Here is a 15,631-nt window from a genome sequence, read left to right on the forward strand (position 1 = left end):
GGCGCCAGCCCCAGCGGAACAGCCCTTGGCCCAGCGCCCGGAAGACAGCCTGTCCATCGCGGTCCTCAGCGCGCAGGACGCACCCGAAGGCACCGAGGCCCAGGACCGCGGCCAGTTCCTGGCCCGGCAGGAACGCTGGGACGACCTGTCCCGGCAAATCCGCACGGCAGACGAAACCCGCGCTGCCACCCGCTGCGGAGTGCCGCTGGCCGATCTCATTGCTTATGGCGCCCGCGCCGATGTCGTGAGCGCCACAGAACACGCGCTGACCGAACATCACGACGCCCGCAGCCGCGCCCTGATCCGCGGCCTGATGGCCTTTGAAGCGTTGCGCGCGGAGAACCGGCATGACCCCTATCTGACGGCCCTGGTGGCGCTTGCCCACATCGACATCGGCTGGGCCTGGCGCGGCGCCAGCGGCCAGGACAGGCCGGACACGAACCAGCGCCGCTGCGCAGCCCATTTCGACCGTGCTGCCGCACTGCTGGAGCCGATGGCAGCGGACAGCCGGAACAGCCCGTTCCTGCTGGCTGCGCAATGCGCGCTGTTCGCCGGCCGCAGCCCCGGCACCCTGCAGGTGGCGGACACCTACAGCGCGCTGATTGACCTGGCACCTGCCAACCACCGCCACATGCGGGCGCTGGGCACGCATATGCTGCCGCGCAGCGCCGGATCCTATGCCGCACTGGAATTGGAGGCGCGCCGCACCGCTGCCCGCACCGAAGCCACTTGGGGCGCCGGTGGCTACACCTGGGTGTACTTCGACGCCATCACCACCGACACACAGGCCTGCGCCCGTGTCGACACGCGTTTCTTCCTGGACGGGCTTCGCGATATCGTGCAGGCCGACGCCTCGCAGGAAATGATCAACTTGCTGGCCGCCTACTGCACCGTTGCCCTGCCCAGGGACATGGGGCAGGACCTGCAGGCCGACGTGCCGCGGCTCCGGATTGCCGGGGCCGCCGACTGGCTGATCCGCGACCACCTGACGGAACTTCACCCGCTGGTCTGGGCACATGCCGAGGAAGGCTTCGACAACAGCGCTCTGATCCGCTCCGTCAGCCGCTTTGCCGCCCGCGGGCATGCCGGCGCGCTGCAAGCCCTCGCGGCCCAGTTCCGCGAGGAGATCGAAAGCGGTCAGAAGATTTCCTTCACCGAACAGGGGCTGCATCTCAGCCCCGCCTGACAACCTTTATTGAAAAGGAAAACGAGGCCCTGGCCCCGTCTCCTCAGTTTTTCTTAAAGGCATCCATCAGGGCTGCACCCAGCGCGCCGGTGCCTTGGCCTGAGCCCTGCCCGGACGCCTGCCCGCCCTTGGGTCCGGCAGACATCCTGCCTTTGCCGCCCTGGGGCCCTCCGGGCTTGCCGCCGCGCCGCGGCCCTGTGCCCCTGGAAGGACCGCGTGTATTGCGCTCCTCCTTGGCTGAGGCGCCACCGTCCTTCTTCATGGTCAGCCCGATCCGCTTGCGCGGCACGTCCACCTCGGTGACCGTGACCTTCACCACCTGGCCGGTCTTCACCACCTCATGCGGGTCCTTCACAAACCGGTCTGCCAGCTGGCTCACATGCACCAGCCCGTCCTGATGCACACCGATATCGACGAACGCGCCAAAGGCCGCAACATTTGTCACCGTGCCTTCCAGAACCATACCGGGCTTCAGGTCGGTGATCTCCTCCACCCCATCCTTGAACGACGCTGTCACGAACGACGGACGCGGGTCGCGTCCGGGCTTTTCCAGTTCCTGAAAAATATCGCGCACAGTCGGCAGGCCGACGTCCCCGCCCGCAAAATCCTCCGCCCGAAGCGGTTTCAGCGCCGCCCCGTCACCCATGATTTGCCGGATATCGCGCCCGCAAGCGGCCACGATCTTGCGCGCCACATCATAACTTTCGGGGTGCACAGAGGACGCATCCAAGGGCTCCTTGCCATCCCGGATGCGCAGGAAGCCCGCGCATTGTTCAAACGCCTTGGGACCAAGACGCGCAACCTTCAGCAAGTCCTTGCGCGAGCTGAAAGCACCGTTCGCATCACGGTGCGCCACAATCGCCTCTGCCAGACCGGGGCCAAGGCCTGAAACATGGGACAAGAGCGGCGCCGAGGCCATGTTGAGATCTACGCCCACTGCGTTCACCACATCCTCGATCACCGCCTCCAGCGACTTCGACAGTTTGTGCTGGTCCACATCGTGCTGGTACTGGCCAACGCCAATGCTCTTGGGTTCGATCTTCACCAGCTCCGCCAGCGGGTCCTGCAGGCGCCGCGCAATCGACACTGCACCGCGCAAGCTCACGTCCAGGTCCGGGAACTCCCGCGCCGCCAGCTCGGACGCGGAATAAACCGATGCGCCGGCCTCGGACACAACCACCTTGGTCGGCGCCTTGATCTTGGCGGGCAGGTGTTTCAGCACCTCCGCCACCATCTTTTCAGTCTCGCGGCCGGCGGTGCCGTTGCCGATGGCGATCAGCTCGACGCCATGTTCCGCAATCAGCTTGACGATGGACACCTGCGCCCCGCGCAGATCATTCTTCGGCTGGAACGGGTACAAGGTCTCTGTGGACACCAGTTTCCCGGTCGCGTCAACCACTGCCGCCTTGACGCCGGTGCGGATGCCCGGGTCCAGCCCGAGTGTCGGCCGCGCACCGGCCGGAGCTGCAAACAGCAGGTCCTTCAGATTGCGGGCAAATACCTGAATAGCATCCTCCTGCGCACGGCCGCGCAGATCGCCCATCAGTTCCAGCATCATCGACAGTGACAGCTTCACCCGCCAAGTCCAGCCAGCGACCTTGCGCAGCCATTTGTCGCCCGGCCCATTGCCGCCCGCGCCCAGTTCTGCCGCGACCATTGCTTCGGCACGTGCCACGCCCTCTTCCGGCTCCGGGCCCACGTCCAGCGTCAGCACGCCCTCGTTGGAGCCGCGCAGCATCGCCAGCGCCCGGTGCGAGGGCACATCGGCCCAGCGCTCGGAATGCGCAAAATAGTCGGAAAACTTGGCGCCCTCCTGTTCCTTCCCCTCGACCACCTTGGCGGTCAGCACTGCCTCCCGCTGCAGGAACTCCCGCAGGCGGCCCAGCAGGCCGGCATTTTCCGTCAGCCGCTCGGTCAGGATGTCGCGCGCGCCGTTCAACGCGTCCTTCACCGTGGCGACTGCCTCGGTGACATAGCTTTCCGCAAGCTTCTCCGGATCGGAACTGCGGTTTTCCAGAATGGAATCCGCCAGCGGCTCCAGCCCGTTTTCGCGGGCAATCATCGCCTTGGTCCGCCGCTTGGGCTTGTAAGGCAGGTAGATGTCCTCCAGCTGCGCCTTGGTTTCCGCCTTGGCAATCGCAGTGGCCAGATCGTCAGTCAGCTTTTCCTGCCCCTTGATCGAGTCAAGTATGGCGGCGCGGCGCGCTTCCAGCTCCCGCAAATACGCCAGCCGTTCCGCAAGCGTCCTCAGCTGGGTGTCATCCAAGCCCCCGGTCGCCTCCTTCCGGTAGCGCGCGACAAACGGCACCGTAGCCCCCTCGTCCAGCAACGCAACCGCGGCGCTCACCTGCTTGGCAGCGGCGCCGATTTCCGTGGCAATGGTCTGGCTGATGCGGGCGGATGTGTCCAAGGCGGCCTCCTGAAAATTCTGCTCGGGCTGCCAGTTCTAGCTGTCCGCCCTGACCCCGCCAAGAGGGCAAATGCGATCCCGGCATTCCCGCGCCGCCATTGCCCCCTTGCCCCTGCCCGCCAGCGGGCCTAGAACGCTTGCCAACATTGGACATTCGGATACGGCGGAAAACCATGCTCGACCTGACATATGAACTCCCCAAGCCCAAGGTGATCGCGGGCGCCAAGCATGACTGGGAACTGGTCATCGGCATGGAGGTGCATGCCCAGGTCAGCTCCAATGCCAAGCTGTTCTCCGGCGCTTCCACCAAGTTCGGCGCCGAGCCGAACTCCAACGTCGCATTCGTGGACGCAGCGATGCCCGGCATGCTGCCGGTGATCAACGAATACTGCGTCGAGCAGGCTGTGCGCACCGGGCTGGGCCTGAAGGCCGATATCAACCTGTGGTCCGCCTTTGACCGCAAGAACTACTTCTATCCCGACCTGCCGCAGGGCTACCAGATTTCCCAGCTTTATCATCCCATTGTGGGCGAGGGCGAAGTGCTGGTGGAGCTGGGCGACGGCACTGCGCGCAACGTGCGTGTCGAGCGTATCCACATGGAGCAGGACGCGGGCAAGTCGATTCACGACATGGACCCCAACATGTCCTTTGTCGACCTGAACCGGACCGGCGTCTGCCTGATGGAGATCGTCTCCCGCCCCGACATCCGGGGTCCGGAGGAAGCTGCCGCCTATATCGCAAAGCTGCGCCAGATCATGCAGTATCTGGGCACCTGCGACGGTAATATGCAGAACGGCAACCTGCGCGCGGACGTTAACGTCTCCGTTTGCCTGCCCGGCCAGTACGAGAAGTACCAGGAGACCCAGGACTTCAGCCACCTCGGCACCCGCTGCGAAATCAAGAACATGAACTCCATGCGCTTCATCCAGCAGGCCATCGAGGTCGAGGCGCGCCGACAGATCGCCATCATCGAAGGCGGCGGCAAGGTTGAGCAGGAAACCCGCCTCTACGATCCGGACAAGGGCGAAACCCGCTCCATGCGCTCCAAGGAAGAGGCGCATGATTACCGCTATTTCCCCGATCCCGACCTGCTGCCGCTGGAAATCGAGCAGGCCTGGGTGGACGATATCGCTGCTAATCTGCCGGAGCTTCCGGACCAGAAAAAGGCGCGTTTCATCAATGACTTCAGCCTCAGCGATTACGACGCCTCGGTGCTGACCGCGGATGTGGAATCGGCGGCCTTCTTTGAGGAAACCGCCAAGGGCCGCAGCGGCAAGCTGGCAGCGAACTGGGTCATCAATGAGCTGTTCGGGCGTCTGAAGAAAGAAGATCATTCGATCACCGAATCCCCAGTCTCCCCGGCGCAGCTGGGAGGCATCATTGATCTGATTTCCTCCGATGCGATTTCCGGCAAGATTGCCAAGGACCTGTTTGAAATCGTCTATACCGAAGGCGGCGACCCGGCCCAGATCGTCGAAGAGCGCGGCATGAAGCAGGTGACAGATACCGGCGCGATTGAGACTGCCCTGGACGAGATCATCGCCGCCAACCCGGCGCAGGTGGAGAAAGCCAAGGTGAACCCGAAGCTGGCAGGCTGGTTTGTCGGCCAGGTGATGAAAGCCACCGGCGGCAAGGCTAACCCCAAGGCGGTTAACGAGCTGGTCGCCAAGAAACTGGGCGGCTGATCCGCCGCACATCCGTTACCGAAAGGGCGCCCTTCGCGGCGCCCTTTTTCGTGCCGGAAACGGGGGGTGGCATGCGTGCACCCTTTGTGCACCCCTTGTGCACCGGGCAGTGCCATTTAGACCTTTCGCCCGGCGGTCGGGGGCTGCCCTTTCTGTTCTGCTACACCCTGCGTTCGCGCACCTCCCTGCCTTGACCTTCCCTGCGCAAGCGGCTTTCCTCCACCCGCATTCCCGGAGGTTTCATGACCCGCATTTTTGACCAAGAGCTCGAGGACCGTCTGGTCCGCTATACTGCCATCGACAGCCAAAGCGACGAGAACTCGGCCGCCACGCCCAGCACCGCGATCCAGTTCGACATGCTGAACCTGCTGGTGAGCGAGCTGCAGGAGATCGGCGCCCAAGAGGTAGAGCTAACCGGCTACGGTGTGGTGCTGGCCACTGTTCCAGCCACCGCGCCGGGGCCGGCCATCGGCTTCCTCGCCCATGTCGACACCGCGCCGCAGTTCAATGCCACCGGCGTCAAGCCGCGGGTGATCAAAGGGTATGACGGAGGCGATATCACCTATCCCGACAACCCGGACCTGGTGCTGTCTCCGCAAAAATCCCCCTATCTGGCCTCCAAGCAGGGCGATGATCTGATCACCGCTTCCGGCCTCACCCTTTTGGGCGCTGACGACAAGGCGGGGGTTGCCATCGTGATGACCCTGGCGCGGCACCTGCTGGCGAACCCGGAGATCAAACACCCGAAGATCCGCCTTGCCTTCACCCCGGACGAGGAGATCGGCCGCGGGGTCGGCGAACAGCTGCCCAAAGACCTGGGCGCGGAATTTGCCTACACTCTGGACGGCGGCGACGCGGGCGAGATCGTCTATGAAAGCTTTTCCGCCGACCGCGCGGTGGTCAGTATCAAGGGCGTGTCGATCCACCCCGGTTGGGCCAAGGAGAAGATGGTCAACGCCGCGCATCTGGCGGCCAAGATCGTGCAGACTCTGCCGCAGGCCACGATGACACCGGAAACCACGGACGGGCGCGAGGGCTTCATACATATCACCGACATGAACGGCGGGTCTTCAGAGATGGAGATCAAGCTGATCCTGCGAGACTTTGAAATGGACGGTCTGGCGGCCAAGGGCGCCCTGCTGCGCAGTGTCTGCGACGCCGTGCAGGCCGCCGAACCGCGGGCAGAAATCATCTGTGAGATTTTCCCGCAATACCGCAACATGCGGTACTGGCTGGAAAACGACATGACTCCGGTGGAACTGGCCGTGGAAGCCTGCCGCGCGCATGGGATCGAGCCTATCTCTGCCCCGATCCGAGGCGGCACAGATGGGTCACGGCTGACCGAGTTCGGGGTGCCGACACCCAATATCTTCACAGGCATGCAGAATGTGCACGGGCCTCTGGAGTGGATTTCGGTGCAGGACATGGCCAAAGCCACGGAGGTCTGTCTGACCTTGGTGCAAAAAGCAATTGCTCACGAAGTCCGCTAGATTTTCAGTAAACTTCAGCCACTCAATCCTGGCCCAACCAGAGGCAGAAACTGTTCCTTAACGCATAGCACTGCCCCAAACTTCTTTTTCCAAACCAATTTTCAGGACCTGTGCTCATGAAAAACATTCCCGTTTGGGTATTTTCGACCATTGCTGCAGGAACTGCCTGCTGGTTCGCCAGGGCGGCAATGAGCCTCATGATTGCAAAATCGTATCATCCCCAGGCCTACTACGGCAGCTTCGGCATGGTGTGGATGTGGGTTTTTGCATCTTTCGCAGGAACCGTGTTCACCGCTCGCATCATCTGTTTCTTCGCTCTGAAACAGCATCAAAAAGCTCTAAGCCTTGGTTCGGCAGCAGTGCTCGCTTTAACTGCTCTTGCGCACTCCGCGTCCATGTCGGTTGACACAGGTCACAAGGAAATTTTCTGGATCGGCGGTGTCAGGCATGATGTTCCCTGGCAATACGCTCCGCAAACTCGGCGTAAGAATGGTGTTTCCAGCCTATTCCAGATCCAAGTGGGCACAGAGGAACTGCGGCCTCGCTACAGTTCAGGCGGAGCCGGCTATTTCACTCTGACAAAGTCAATTGCCCCAGAAAATGGCGTAGCAAAAGCTCTCTTGGATCAATGCAAGCAGGAAGACTATGGCATAACCTGCCGGAGCCTCCGCAATGGTTTCCTCTACGCCATCCATGGAAGAAGCAAAAACCTGCCGCAAAACACCGCGAGATTGCTCAAACCTGCACAGGAGTTGCTCGATAGTTTTATTGTGTCACCCTAGCATTAGAGCAAACTCAGCTGGGACTAGCCGCCTCCCGCTTACCGGTTCAAACGCCACCTTGGCCTCTGGCCGCCTGATTGATAAAAGCGGCCAAACTTCAAGAGATCAGCACCATGCAAGCATTTGAATACAAGGTTGTCCCCGCCCCGGCCAAGGGCACCAAGGCCAAAGGGGTTAAGACACCGGAGGCGCGCTTTGCCAATTCGATCGAGACCCTGCTCAATGAGATGGCTGCCGAGGGCTGGGAATTCCAGCGCGCCGAACTGCTGCCGAGCGAGGAGCGCTCCGGCATGATGGGCTCCGCCACCAACTGGCGCAACGTGATGGTGTTCCGCCGCGCGCTGGCGGCGGAGGAAAAGCCCGCCAAGGTGCGGGAAACAGGCCGCAAGGAGCCTGCCGCGCCGTCGGTGGAATTCCGTCACAGCGAGGCCGATACACCGCGGCTGACGGCCGCCGCAGGCGACCCAGAGGCTCCGCCGGAAGCGGAACAGGTGCCCGGCCCCGGCGCCGCAAAAATGCAAGCCGATGACGGTGTCGAGGAACTGAGCCCGGTGTCCGGCATGACGGCGGCCTTGAAGGCCCGGGCCGGAATCAAGGACGGCGAAAAGTAAGCCGGCACATGGCGGGCAGAAAGCCCGCCGCGCCCCATCAGACGCCGATGTCCAGTGCCAGCGCGTGAATGCGCGGCACGATGCCGCCCAGCGCCTTGTGCACTGCCCGGTGCTGCTGCACCCGATTCATGCCCTGAAAGGCGCCGGCGCGGATCATCACGGCAAAATGGCTCTCGCCCGAGCCATCATCGCCCGCGTGGCCCGCATGCTTGTGGCTTTCGTTGACCACTTCCAGCGCGGTTGGCTCGAATGCCGCTTGCAGCGCCGCTTCCATTTCCTGCTTCACGTTCATTTTCCGCTCATCCCCATCTTTTTTGCCTGCGCCCCCTTCAATCTGGCGCCCCTTAGACTAAACTGCTGCCTCCGAGTCGAACAGATGCGTCTAGAAGGTGCGCCCCATGAGCAAATCCGATCCCTTTGGCTTTGATATGTCCGTCCGCTCCGCCAAAAAGAAGAACCCGCGCGGGCGGCGCGCTGCCAGCGGCGCCTCCGAGACGTCCCAGCGCGTGTGCGACAAGGACGGCTGCGAGGAAGCCGGCAAGTTCCGCGCGCCCAAAGCTCCGGATGTGCTGGATGACTTCTTCTGGTTCTGCCAGGAGCACGTGCGCGAGTACAATAACCAGTGGAATTTCTTCGAAGGCACCACCGAGGCAGAGCTGAATGCGCAGCGCTCCAAGGACAAGGTGTGGGAGCGCGAGACCAAGCCGCTGGGCGACCCGGAGGCCCGCGCCTGGGCCCGGCTGGGCATTGAGGACCCGCATCAGGTGCTGGGCGCCAATGCAACGCAGAACCCGGGCCGTGCCGCCAAGACCGGCCGCCGCCTGCCGCCGACCGAGCGCCGCGCCATCGAGATCCTTGAGGCCAAGGACGACTGGTCCAAGGCCGACATCCGCAAGGCCTACAAGAAGCTGATCAAGGTGCTGCACCCCGACATGAATGGTGGCGACCGCAGCCAGGAAGAACAGCTGCAAGAGGTCCGCTGGGCCTGGGACCAGATCAAGGACAGCCGCAGCTTCAAGTGAGCCGGGGGCGGATTTCCGGACACCGGGGCGGCAGCAGCCGCCCTTTTTCTTTGCACTGCCGCCGGTTGCGATGCGCGGTCTTTTGCCGAAAACTTATGATAGAAATTTTATTTCTTTGACGCATGCCGCTCCAACCGGTTACGCAAGGGCATGCCGGATGCAGCTGTCCCCCCAAAAGCTAGACATAACCGGCAAAACGCGCCCCCTGCTGCCCGGCTGGGGGCGCTTTGAATTTCCCCAGCAGCGCTGAACCGCCCGGCCGGCAGGCTCCGGCCCGTCCAGTTGCGGATCAATCGCCCCCTCAGCTGGCTTCCAGCGCGACTTTCCCTTGCCCTTGGCCGCCAGATCAGGCACCAATCCCGCGAATTGGCCCCTGACAGCAGGGAAGAGGGATAAGGACAGACTGCGATGACCGACGGATTTGTGGATATGAATGCGAAACCGACCGAAACGATTTCGGTGCGCGATGTGTTCGGGATCGACACCGACATGACGGTCAAGGGTTTTGCCGAGGGATCCGAGCGGGTTCCGGCGATGGACCACACCTACAAGTTCGATCCGGAGACCACACTGGCCATTCTGGCGGGCTTCAGCCACAACCGCCGGGTGATGATCCAGGGTTACCACGGCACCGGCAAGTCGACCCACATCGAACAGGTTGCCGCGCGGCTGAACTGGCCGTCGGTGCGTGTGAACCTCGACAGCCACATCTCCCGGATCGACCTGATCGGCAAGGACGCGATCAAGCTGCGCGACGGCAAGCAGGTCACCGAGTTTCACGAGGGCATCCTGCCCTGGGCGCTGCGCAATCCGGTTGCCATCGTGTTCGACGAATACGATGCCGGCCGCGCTGACGTGATGTTCGTGATTCAGCGGGTGCTGGAGCACGACGGCAAGCTGACCTTGCTGGACCAGAACGAGATCATCACCCCGAACCCGTTCTTCCGCCTGTTTGCCACCGCCAACACCGTTGGCCTGGGTGACACCACCGGGCTGTACCACGGCACCCAGCAGATCAACCAGGCGCAGATGGACCGCTGGTCGCTGGTCTCCACCCTGAACTACCTGAGCCATGACGCCGAAAGCGCCATCGTTCTGTCCAAGGCGCCGCATTACAACACCGCCGAGGGCCGCAAGAAGATCTCCCAGATGGTGACCGTTGCAGACCTCACCCGCACAGCCTTCATGAACGGCGATCTGTCGACCGTGATGTCGCCGCGGACCGTGATCAACTGGGCCCAGAACGCCGAGATCTTCCGAAACGTGGGCTATGCCTTCCGCCTGTCGTTCCTGAACAAATGCGACGAACTGGAGCGCCAGACCGTTGCCGAGTTCTACCAGCGCTGCTTTGACGAAGAGCTGCCGGAGAGCGCCGCGAGCGTTTCGCTGGGCTAACTGGTAAAATGCCGCCCGGCCGCAGGCCGGGCAGCGCCCGACCCGCCCCCCCACGGGACGGGCGCTTCTCGCCCACCCCGCCGGGCCGGCCGCTGCCCTATCCGCAGCACACTCGCTGGACTTTGAATCAGGCAAGGGCGATGCTGACTGGCGGAAAAGGTGCGACCATGAAAAAGCCGAACGACAACCCAGCTGATCCGTTCAAGAAGGCCCTGTCCGAGGCCACCAAGGTGATGGCCAACGACCCGGAGCTGACGGTCAGCTACACGGTCGACCCCTCGGGCCTCACGGGTGACACCATGCGGCTGCCGCAGGTCTCCCGCCGGATGACGCGTGAGGAGGTGCTGCTTGCCCGCGGCACCGCAGACGCGCTGGCGCTGCGCCACAAGTTCCACGATGACGCCACCCACGCCAAATACGTGCCGCAGGGCGAAATGGCCCGCGACCTCTATGAGGCGATGGAAACCGCCCGCTGCGAGGCGATGGGCGCGCGCCACATGCCGGGCACCGCTTCGAACATCGATGTGAAGATCCGCAACGAGTCGATCCGCCGCGGCTATGACCAGATGAAGTCCTCCTCAGAGGCGCCGCTTGCCGCCGCCGCGGGCTATCTGGTGCGCCATCTGGCGACCGGGCGCGACCTGCCCGAAGGTGCAGGCAATATCATGGAGCTGTGGCGCGGCTTCATTGAATCCCAGGCGGGCGGCACGCTGGAGAACCTGGACGAGACCATTGCCGACCAGGCCGCCTTCGCCAAGCTGGCACGGCAAGTGATCTCTGACCTTGGCTACGGCGACCAGCTGGGCGACGACCCGGATGAGCTGGACGACGAGGCAAACGACGAGGCCGAGGACAACGCCGAGGAGCAGCAGGACCCGGACAGCACCGGCCAGGACGACAGCGAGGAGGAGCAGGCCGACGCGTCGCCGGAGCAGAGCCAGGAGCAGCAGCAGGACGAGAGCCAGGCCCAGGTCTCGATGGACGAGATGGCCGATGATGAGCTGTCCGAGGACGTGGAGATGCCCGACGGCGAGGCGCCGCTGGAGCCGCCTGCCCCGCCGCCTGTCTCTGACGCTGATCCGGACTACAAAGTGTTCCGGGATGCCGATGACGAGGAAATCAACGCCGAGGAACTGGCCGAGCCTGCCGAGCTGGAGCGCCTGCGCGCCTATCTCGACCAGCAGCTGGAGCCGCTGAAGGGCGCCGTCAGCCGCCTGGCGAACAAGCTGCAGCGCCGCCTGCAGGCGCAGCAGAACCGGTCCTGGGAGTTTGACCGCGAGGAAGGCATCCTGGATGCCGGCCGCCTGGCGCGTGTTGTCGCCAACCCGACCACGCCCTTGAGCTTCAAGGTCGAAAAGGACACTGAGTTCCGCGACACCGTAGTGACGCTGCTGCTCGACAACTCCGGCTCGATGCGCGGCCGTCCGATCTCCATCGCGGCGATCTGCGCCGACGTACTGGCCCGGACGCTGGAGCGCTGCAACGTGAAGGTCGAGATCCTCGGCTTCACCACCCGCGCCTGGAAAGGCGGACTGGCGCGCGAGGCCTGGCTGAACGAGGGCCGCCCGCAGCAGCCCGGCCGCCTCAACGATCTGCGCCACATCATCTACAAGGGCGCCGACGCCCCGATGCGCCGCACCCGCACCAATCTGGGCCTGATGATGAAAGAGGGCCTGCTGAAAGAGAACATCGACGGTGAGGCACTGGAATGGGCGCACCGCCGGATGGTGGCGCGGCGCGAGGCCCGCAAGATCCTGATGGTGATCTCCGACGGCGCGCCGGTGGATGATTCGACACTGTCGGTGAACCCGGCGAACTATCTGGAGAAGCACCTGCGCGACGTGATTGCGATGGTCGAGAAGCGCAAGCAGGTGGAGCTGCTGGCCATCGGCATCGGCCATGACGTGACCCGCTACTATGAGCGCGCGGTGACGATCACTGACGTTGAGCAGCTGGCCGGTGCCATGACCGAGCAGCTGGCGGCGCTGTTTGACAGCGACCCGCGCGCCCGTGCCCGCGTCATGGGGATCAAACGCGCCAGCTGAAGGCCTGCCGCGTTTCCCTAGGCACTGCGGGAGCACTCCCGCGCCTTAGGCCTGCATCAAAGATGCCGCCCTATGCCTTGGGCATGGCCGCGCGCAAATGCGCGCGGCGGCGCCGGATACCTGCGGTATCCGGCGCTTGGCCCAACGGGCCGCAGGGCATCACGGATGCCCCAAGGCCGGGCGGGAGCCCATGCTGCAAATCCCAGGCAGGTTGTGCCGTCAGGTCCAGCGGTTTCCTTTGCCCGCCGCCCTTGCCAGCGGCAGGGTGATTTGGGACAAGAAGGGGCGCGCGGCTGCTCAGCCCCGCGCCTTTTCTTTGCAGCGGCCCTCAGGATGACCCCTGCCGCCGCCCCGCCTTATCTGCAGGAGAGACGCCGATGTATCAGACCTTCGATGTGACCGCCCGCCCGGACCAGGGCCCGCCCCGGCTGGCGGCTCTGCGCAAGGAACTGACGACGGAAGGTCTCGATGGCTTCCTGGTGCCCCGCGCCGACGCCCATCAGGGCGAGTATGTCGCGCCCCATGATGAGCGCCTCTCCTGGCTCACCGGTTTCACCGGCTCCGCGGGCTTTTGCGCGGTGCTGCAGGAGATTGCCGGCGTCTTCATTGACGGCCGCTACCGCACCCAGGTGAAACGGCAGGTCGCCGCGGACTACACCCCCGTGCCCTGGCCCGATGTGCAGCTGGCGGACTGGCTGAAAGATCAGCTGCCCAGTGGCGGCAAGGTGGGCTTTGATCCCTGGCTGCATGCCGCCGGCCAGATCACTTCCCTCACCAAGGAGCTGAAAGGCAGCGGCATCGCCCTGGTGCAATGCGAAAACCTGGTGGACCGGATCTGGGAAGACCAGCCCGCCCCGCCGATGAACCCCGTGGCCGCGCATCCGCTGGATTATGCAGGCGAAAGTGCTGCCGACAAATGCGCGCGGCTGGCCAAGGGTCTGCGGGACGCTGGCCAGGCGGCGGCGGTCATCACCCTGCCCGACAGCATCATGTGGCTTCTGAATATTCGCGGCGCAGACGTGGCCCGCAACCCGGTGGCGCATGGCTTTGCCATCCTGCATGACGATGCGCGGGTGGACCTGTTCATGGCCGCAGAAAAGCTGGCAGGCCTGAAGGACCATTTCGACGCCTCCGTCACGGTCCATGCAACCGAAGATTTCCTCAAGGCCGCAGCAGCCCTCAATGGCTCTGTCGCAGCCGATTCCGGCACTGTGCCGCAAATCGTGGCGGACAAGCTGGGCGAACGGCTGATTCCTGCGGGTGACCCCTGTGCGCTGCCGAAGGCGCGCAAAAACGCCGCCGAGATCGAAGGCAGCGCAGCGGCGCATCTGCGCGACGGTGCCGCGATTGTGGAGATGCTGGCCTGGCTGGATGCGCAAGGGCCCGGCACCATTACTGAGATCGGCGTGGTGAAGAAGCTGGAGGCCTTGCGCAGCGCAGACCCTTCCTTACGCGACATCAGCTTTGAAACCATCGCGGGCACCGGCGAGAACGGCGCCGTCATGCACTACCGCGTGACCGAGGAGACTGACACGACGCTGGAGGACGGCCACTTATTAGTGATGGACAGCGGCGGGCAGTATCTGGACGGCACCACCGACATCACCCGCACCATCGCCATCGGCACCCCGGGCGAGGAGGAACGCGCCGCCTTTACCCGCGTGCTGCAGGGCATGATCGCCATGTCCCGCCTGCGCTGGCCCAAGGGGCTGGCCGGCCGCGACATCGAATGTATCGGCCGGATGCCGCTGTGGCTGGCGGGCCAGGACTTCAACCACGGGCTTGGCCACGGCGTCGGCGCCTACCTCAGCGTGCATGAAGGCCCGCAGCGGCTGGCGCGCACCAGCCATGTGCCGTTTGAACCCGGGATGATCCTGTCCAATGAGCCGGGATACTACCGGGAAGGCGCCTTTGGCATCCGGATCGAGAATCTTCTGGTTGTTGAAACCGCCCCGGCTCTTGACACCAGCGACCCGGAGCGCGACATGCTGTGCTGGCGCACACTCACCTTTGCCCCGGTTGACCGGCGGCTGGTGAATGCCTCCATGCTGACAGCAGACGAGAAAGACTGGCTCGACAGCTATCACCAGGAGGTTCTGGCAAAGATCGGCCCGCAGCTCAGCCCCGCCGCAAAGGCGTGGCTTGATGCCGCAACCGCCCCCTTGTGACACCGCTGTGTTACATAGGCTGAACACAAGATGACAAGACCGAAGAGAATGGGAAAACACGCATGACCACTATCCGTATCCGCAAGGCCGAAGGCACCTGGACCGTCCGCTCCGGCGGCGCCGTATTGGGGGAAACCTCCAATGCACTGGAGCTGTCGGAGGGCGATCTGGATCCGGTCATCTACTTCCCGCGCGAAGACATCGCCATGGCGTTCCTGGACCGCACCAGCAAGACCACCCATTGTCCGCACAAGGGTGACGCCAGCTATTTCTCGATCGCCAACAAGTCCTCGGTGACGGAGAATGCCGCTTGGAGTTATGAGGATCCCAAGGAGGAAGTGGCGCAGATCAAGGGCCATCTGGCCTTTGTGCTGAGCGAATCCGTCAAGGTGGAGCAGGTCTGAGCAAGGCCGCGGGCCTTGGTGCAGCCCCTGCCGGCTGCCTGACGGCGAAAAGCTTATAAACCATGCACCGGTGCCTTGGCGCCGGTGTTCTATTTCAGGGAAGTGTGGAGCCAGCGTGCCCCACCGCCGCAGCCGCGATCAGCGCCTGTTTGCTCTTGCCGCAGAAGGAGGGGATCAGGTCAGGACGGCCCGGCTGAGATTCTGCCTGGCCTGCTCAAGAGAGTCGCCATTGCCCAGAATATCCGCCTCGCGCGCGCATTGGATCGCGTAATTGATCACCGCTTCCAGTGCCGCCCGTTCGTTTTCCCGCTCGTTCGCCTTGTGGTTCGTACCAGCCTCTTGCGGGCCAGTTTCGAATTTTCGCATCTTTGGTGCCTGCCAATGTGAGTGTTTTTGCGATTTCCTCACGTAATGGTGAGCCAGACACTGCCGC

The 15,631-nt window shown here is 63.7% G+C and carries 13 protein-coding genes; 10 read left to right on the forward strand and 3 right to left on the reverse strand.

From position 1 onward, the window contains the following. Positions 1-25: 25 nt before the first annotated feature. Positions 26-1,186, forward strand: coding sequence for a hypothetical protein (locus tag N6L27_RS04595; RefSeq protein WP_271905930.1), 1,161 nt, complete (start codon positions 26-28; stop codon positions 1,184-1,186). 43 nt (positions 1,187-1,229) lie between these two features. Here the strand turns inward: N6L27_RS04595 and N6L27_RS04600 are convergent, their stop codons facing one another. Further along, positions 1,230-3,596, reverse strand: coding sequence for a Tex family protein (locus N6L27_RS04600; RefSeq protein ID WP_271905931.1), 2,367 nt, complete (start codon positions 3,594-3,596; stop codon positions 1,230-1,232). 173 nt (positions 3,597-3,769) lie between these two features. On the opposite strand from N6L27_RS04600, the gene gatB reads away from it, so the two are divergent. The 4 genes from gatB (at position 3,770) to N6L27_RS04620 (ending at position 8,164) form a co-directional block, all read left to right on the forward strand. Continuing rightward, positions 3,770-5,281 carry an Asp-tRNA(Asn)/Glu-tRNA(Gln) amidotransferase subunit GatB gene (gene gatB, locus N6L27_RS04605; protein WP_271905932.1) on the forward strand — a complete coding sequence of 504 codons (1,512 nt, stop codon included), beginning with the start codon at positions 3,770-3,772 and terminating at the stop codon, positions 5,279-5,281. 242 nt (positions 5,282-5,523) lie between these two features. Beyond that, entirely contained in the window at positions 5,524-6,771 is a 1,248-nt protein-coding gene (gene pepT, locus N6L27_RS04610; protein WP_271905933.1) for a peptidase T, read from the forward strand. Between the two features lie 116 nt (positions 6,772-6,887). After that, complete coding sequence (locus tag N6L27_RS04615; protein ID WP_271905934.1) at positions 6,888-7,553, forward strand: hypothetical protein; 666 nt, start codon at positions 6,888-6,890, stop codon at positions 7,551-7,553. Between the two features lie 113 nt (positions 7,554-7,666). Beyond that, positions 7,667-8,164, forward strand: a complete 498-nt coding sequence (locus N6L27_RS04620; protein WP_271905935.1) for a DUF4177 domain-containing protein — start codon at positions 7,667-7,669, stop codon at positions 8,162-8,164. A 37-nt stretch (positions 8,165-8,201) separates the two neighbouring features. On the opposite strand, the gene N6L27_RS04625 is transcribed toward N6L27_RS04620, so the two are convergent. Further along, positions 8,202-8,456 carry a BolA family protein gene (locus tag N6L27_RS04625; protein WP_271905936.1) on the reverse strand — a complete coding sequence of 85 codons (255 nt, stop codon included), beginning with the start codon at positions 8,454-8,456 and terminating at the stop codon, positions 8,202-8,204. Between the two features lie 106 nt (positions 8,457-8,562). Here N6L27_RS04625 and N6L27_RS04630 point away from each other — a divergent pair, with 106 nt between their 5' ends. The 5 genes from N6L27_RS04630 (at position 8,563) to N6L27_RS04650 (ending at position 15,198) form a co-directional block, all read left to right on the forward strand. After that, complete coding sequence (locus N6L27_RS04630; protein WP_271905937.1) at positions 8,563-9,186, forward strand: DnaJ domain-containing protein; 624 nt, start codon at positions 8,563-8,565, stop codon at positions 9,184-9,186. A gap of 408 nt (positions 9,187-9,594) precedes the next feature. Then, positions 9,595-10,581: a cobaltochelatase subunit CobS gene (gene cobS, locus N6L27_RS04635; RefSeq protein ID WP_039179315.1), complete on the forward strand. Its 987-nt coding sequence runs from the start codon at positions 9,595-9,597 to the stop codon at positions 10,579-10,581. Between the two features lie 167 nt (positions 10,582-10,748). After that, the gene (cobT, locus tag N6L27_RS04640; protein WP_271905938.1) at positions 10,749-12,626 is read left to right on the forward strand and encodes a cobaltochelatase subunit CobT; all 1,878 of its coding nucleotides are present in this window, start codon (positions 10,749-10,751) and stop codon (positions 12,624-12,626) included. Positions 12,627-13,003: 377 nt separating this feature from the next. Then, the gene (locus N6L27_RS04645; RefSeq protein WP_271905939.1) at positions 13,004-14,794 is read left to right on the forward strand and encodes an aminopeptidase P family protein; all 1,791 of its coding nucleotides are present in this window, start codon (positions 13,004-13,006) and stop codon (positions 14,792-14,794) included. A gap of 62 nt (positions 14,795-14,856) precedes the next feature. Continuing rightward, a complete protein-coding gene (locus N6L27_RS04650; protein WP_271905940.1) occupies positions 14,857-15,198 on the forward strand; it encodes a DUF427 domain-containing protein in 342 nt (113 codons plus the stop codon). A 174-nt stretch (positions 15,199-15,372) separates the two neighbouring features. Here N6L27_RS04650 and N6L27_RS04655 read toward each other — a convergent pair whose 3' ends face one another. Continuing rightward, positions 15,373-15,564 carry a hypothetical protein gene (locus tag N6L27_RS04655; protein ID WP_271905941.1) on the reverse strand — a complete coding sequence of 64 codons (192 nt, stop codon included), beginning with the start codon at positions 15,562-15,564 and terminating at the stop codon, positions 15,373-15,375. Positions 15,565-15,631: the final 67 nt, after the last annotated feature.

The sequence above is a fragment of the Leisingera sp. SS27 genome (assembly GCF_028368855.1).
Lineage (GTDB): Bacteria > Pseudomonadota > Alphaproteobacteria > Rhodobacterales > Rhodobacteraceae > Leisingera.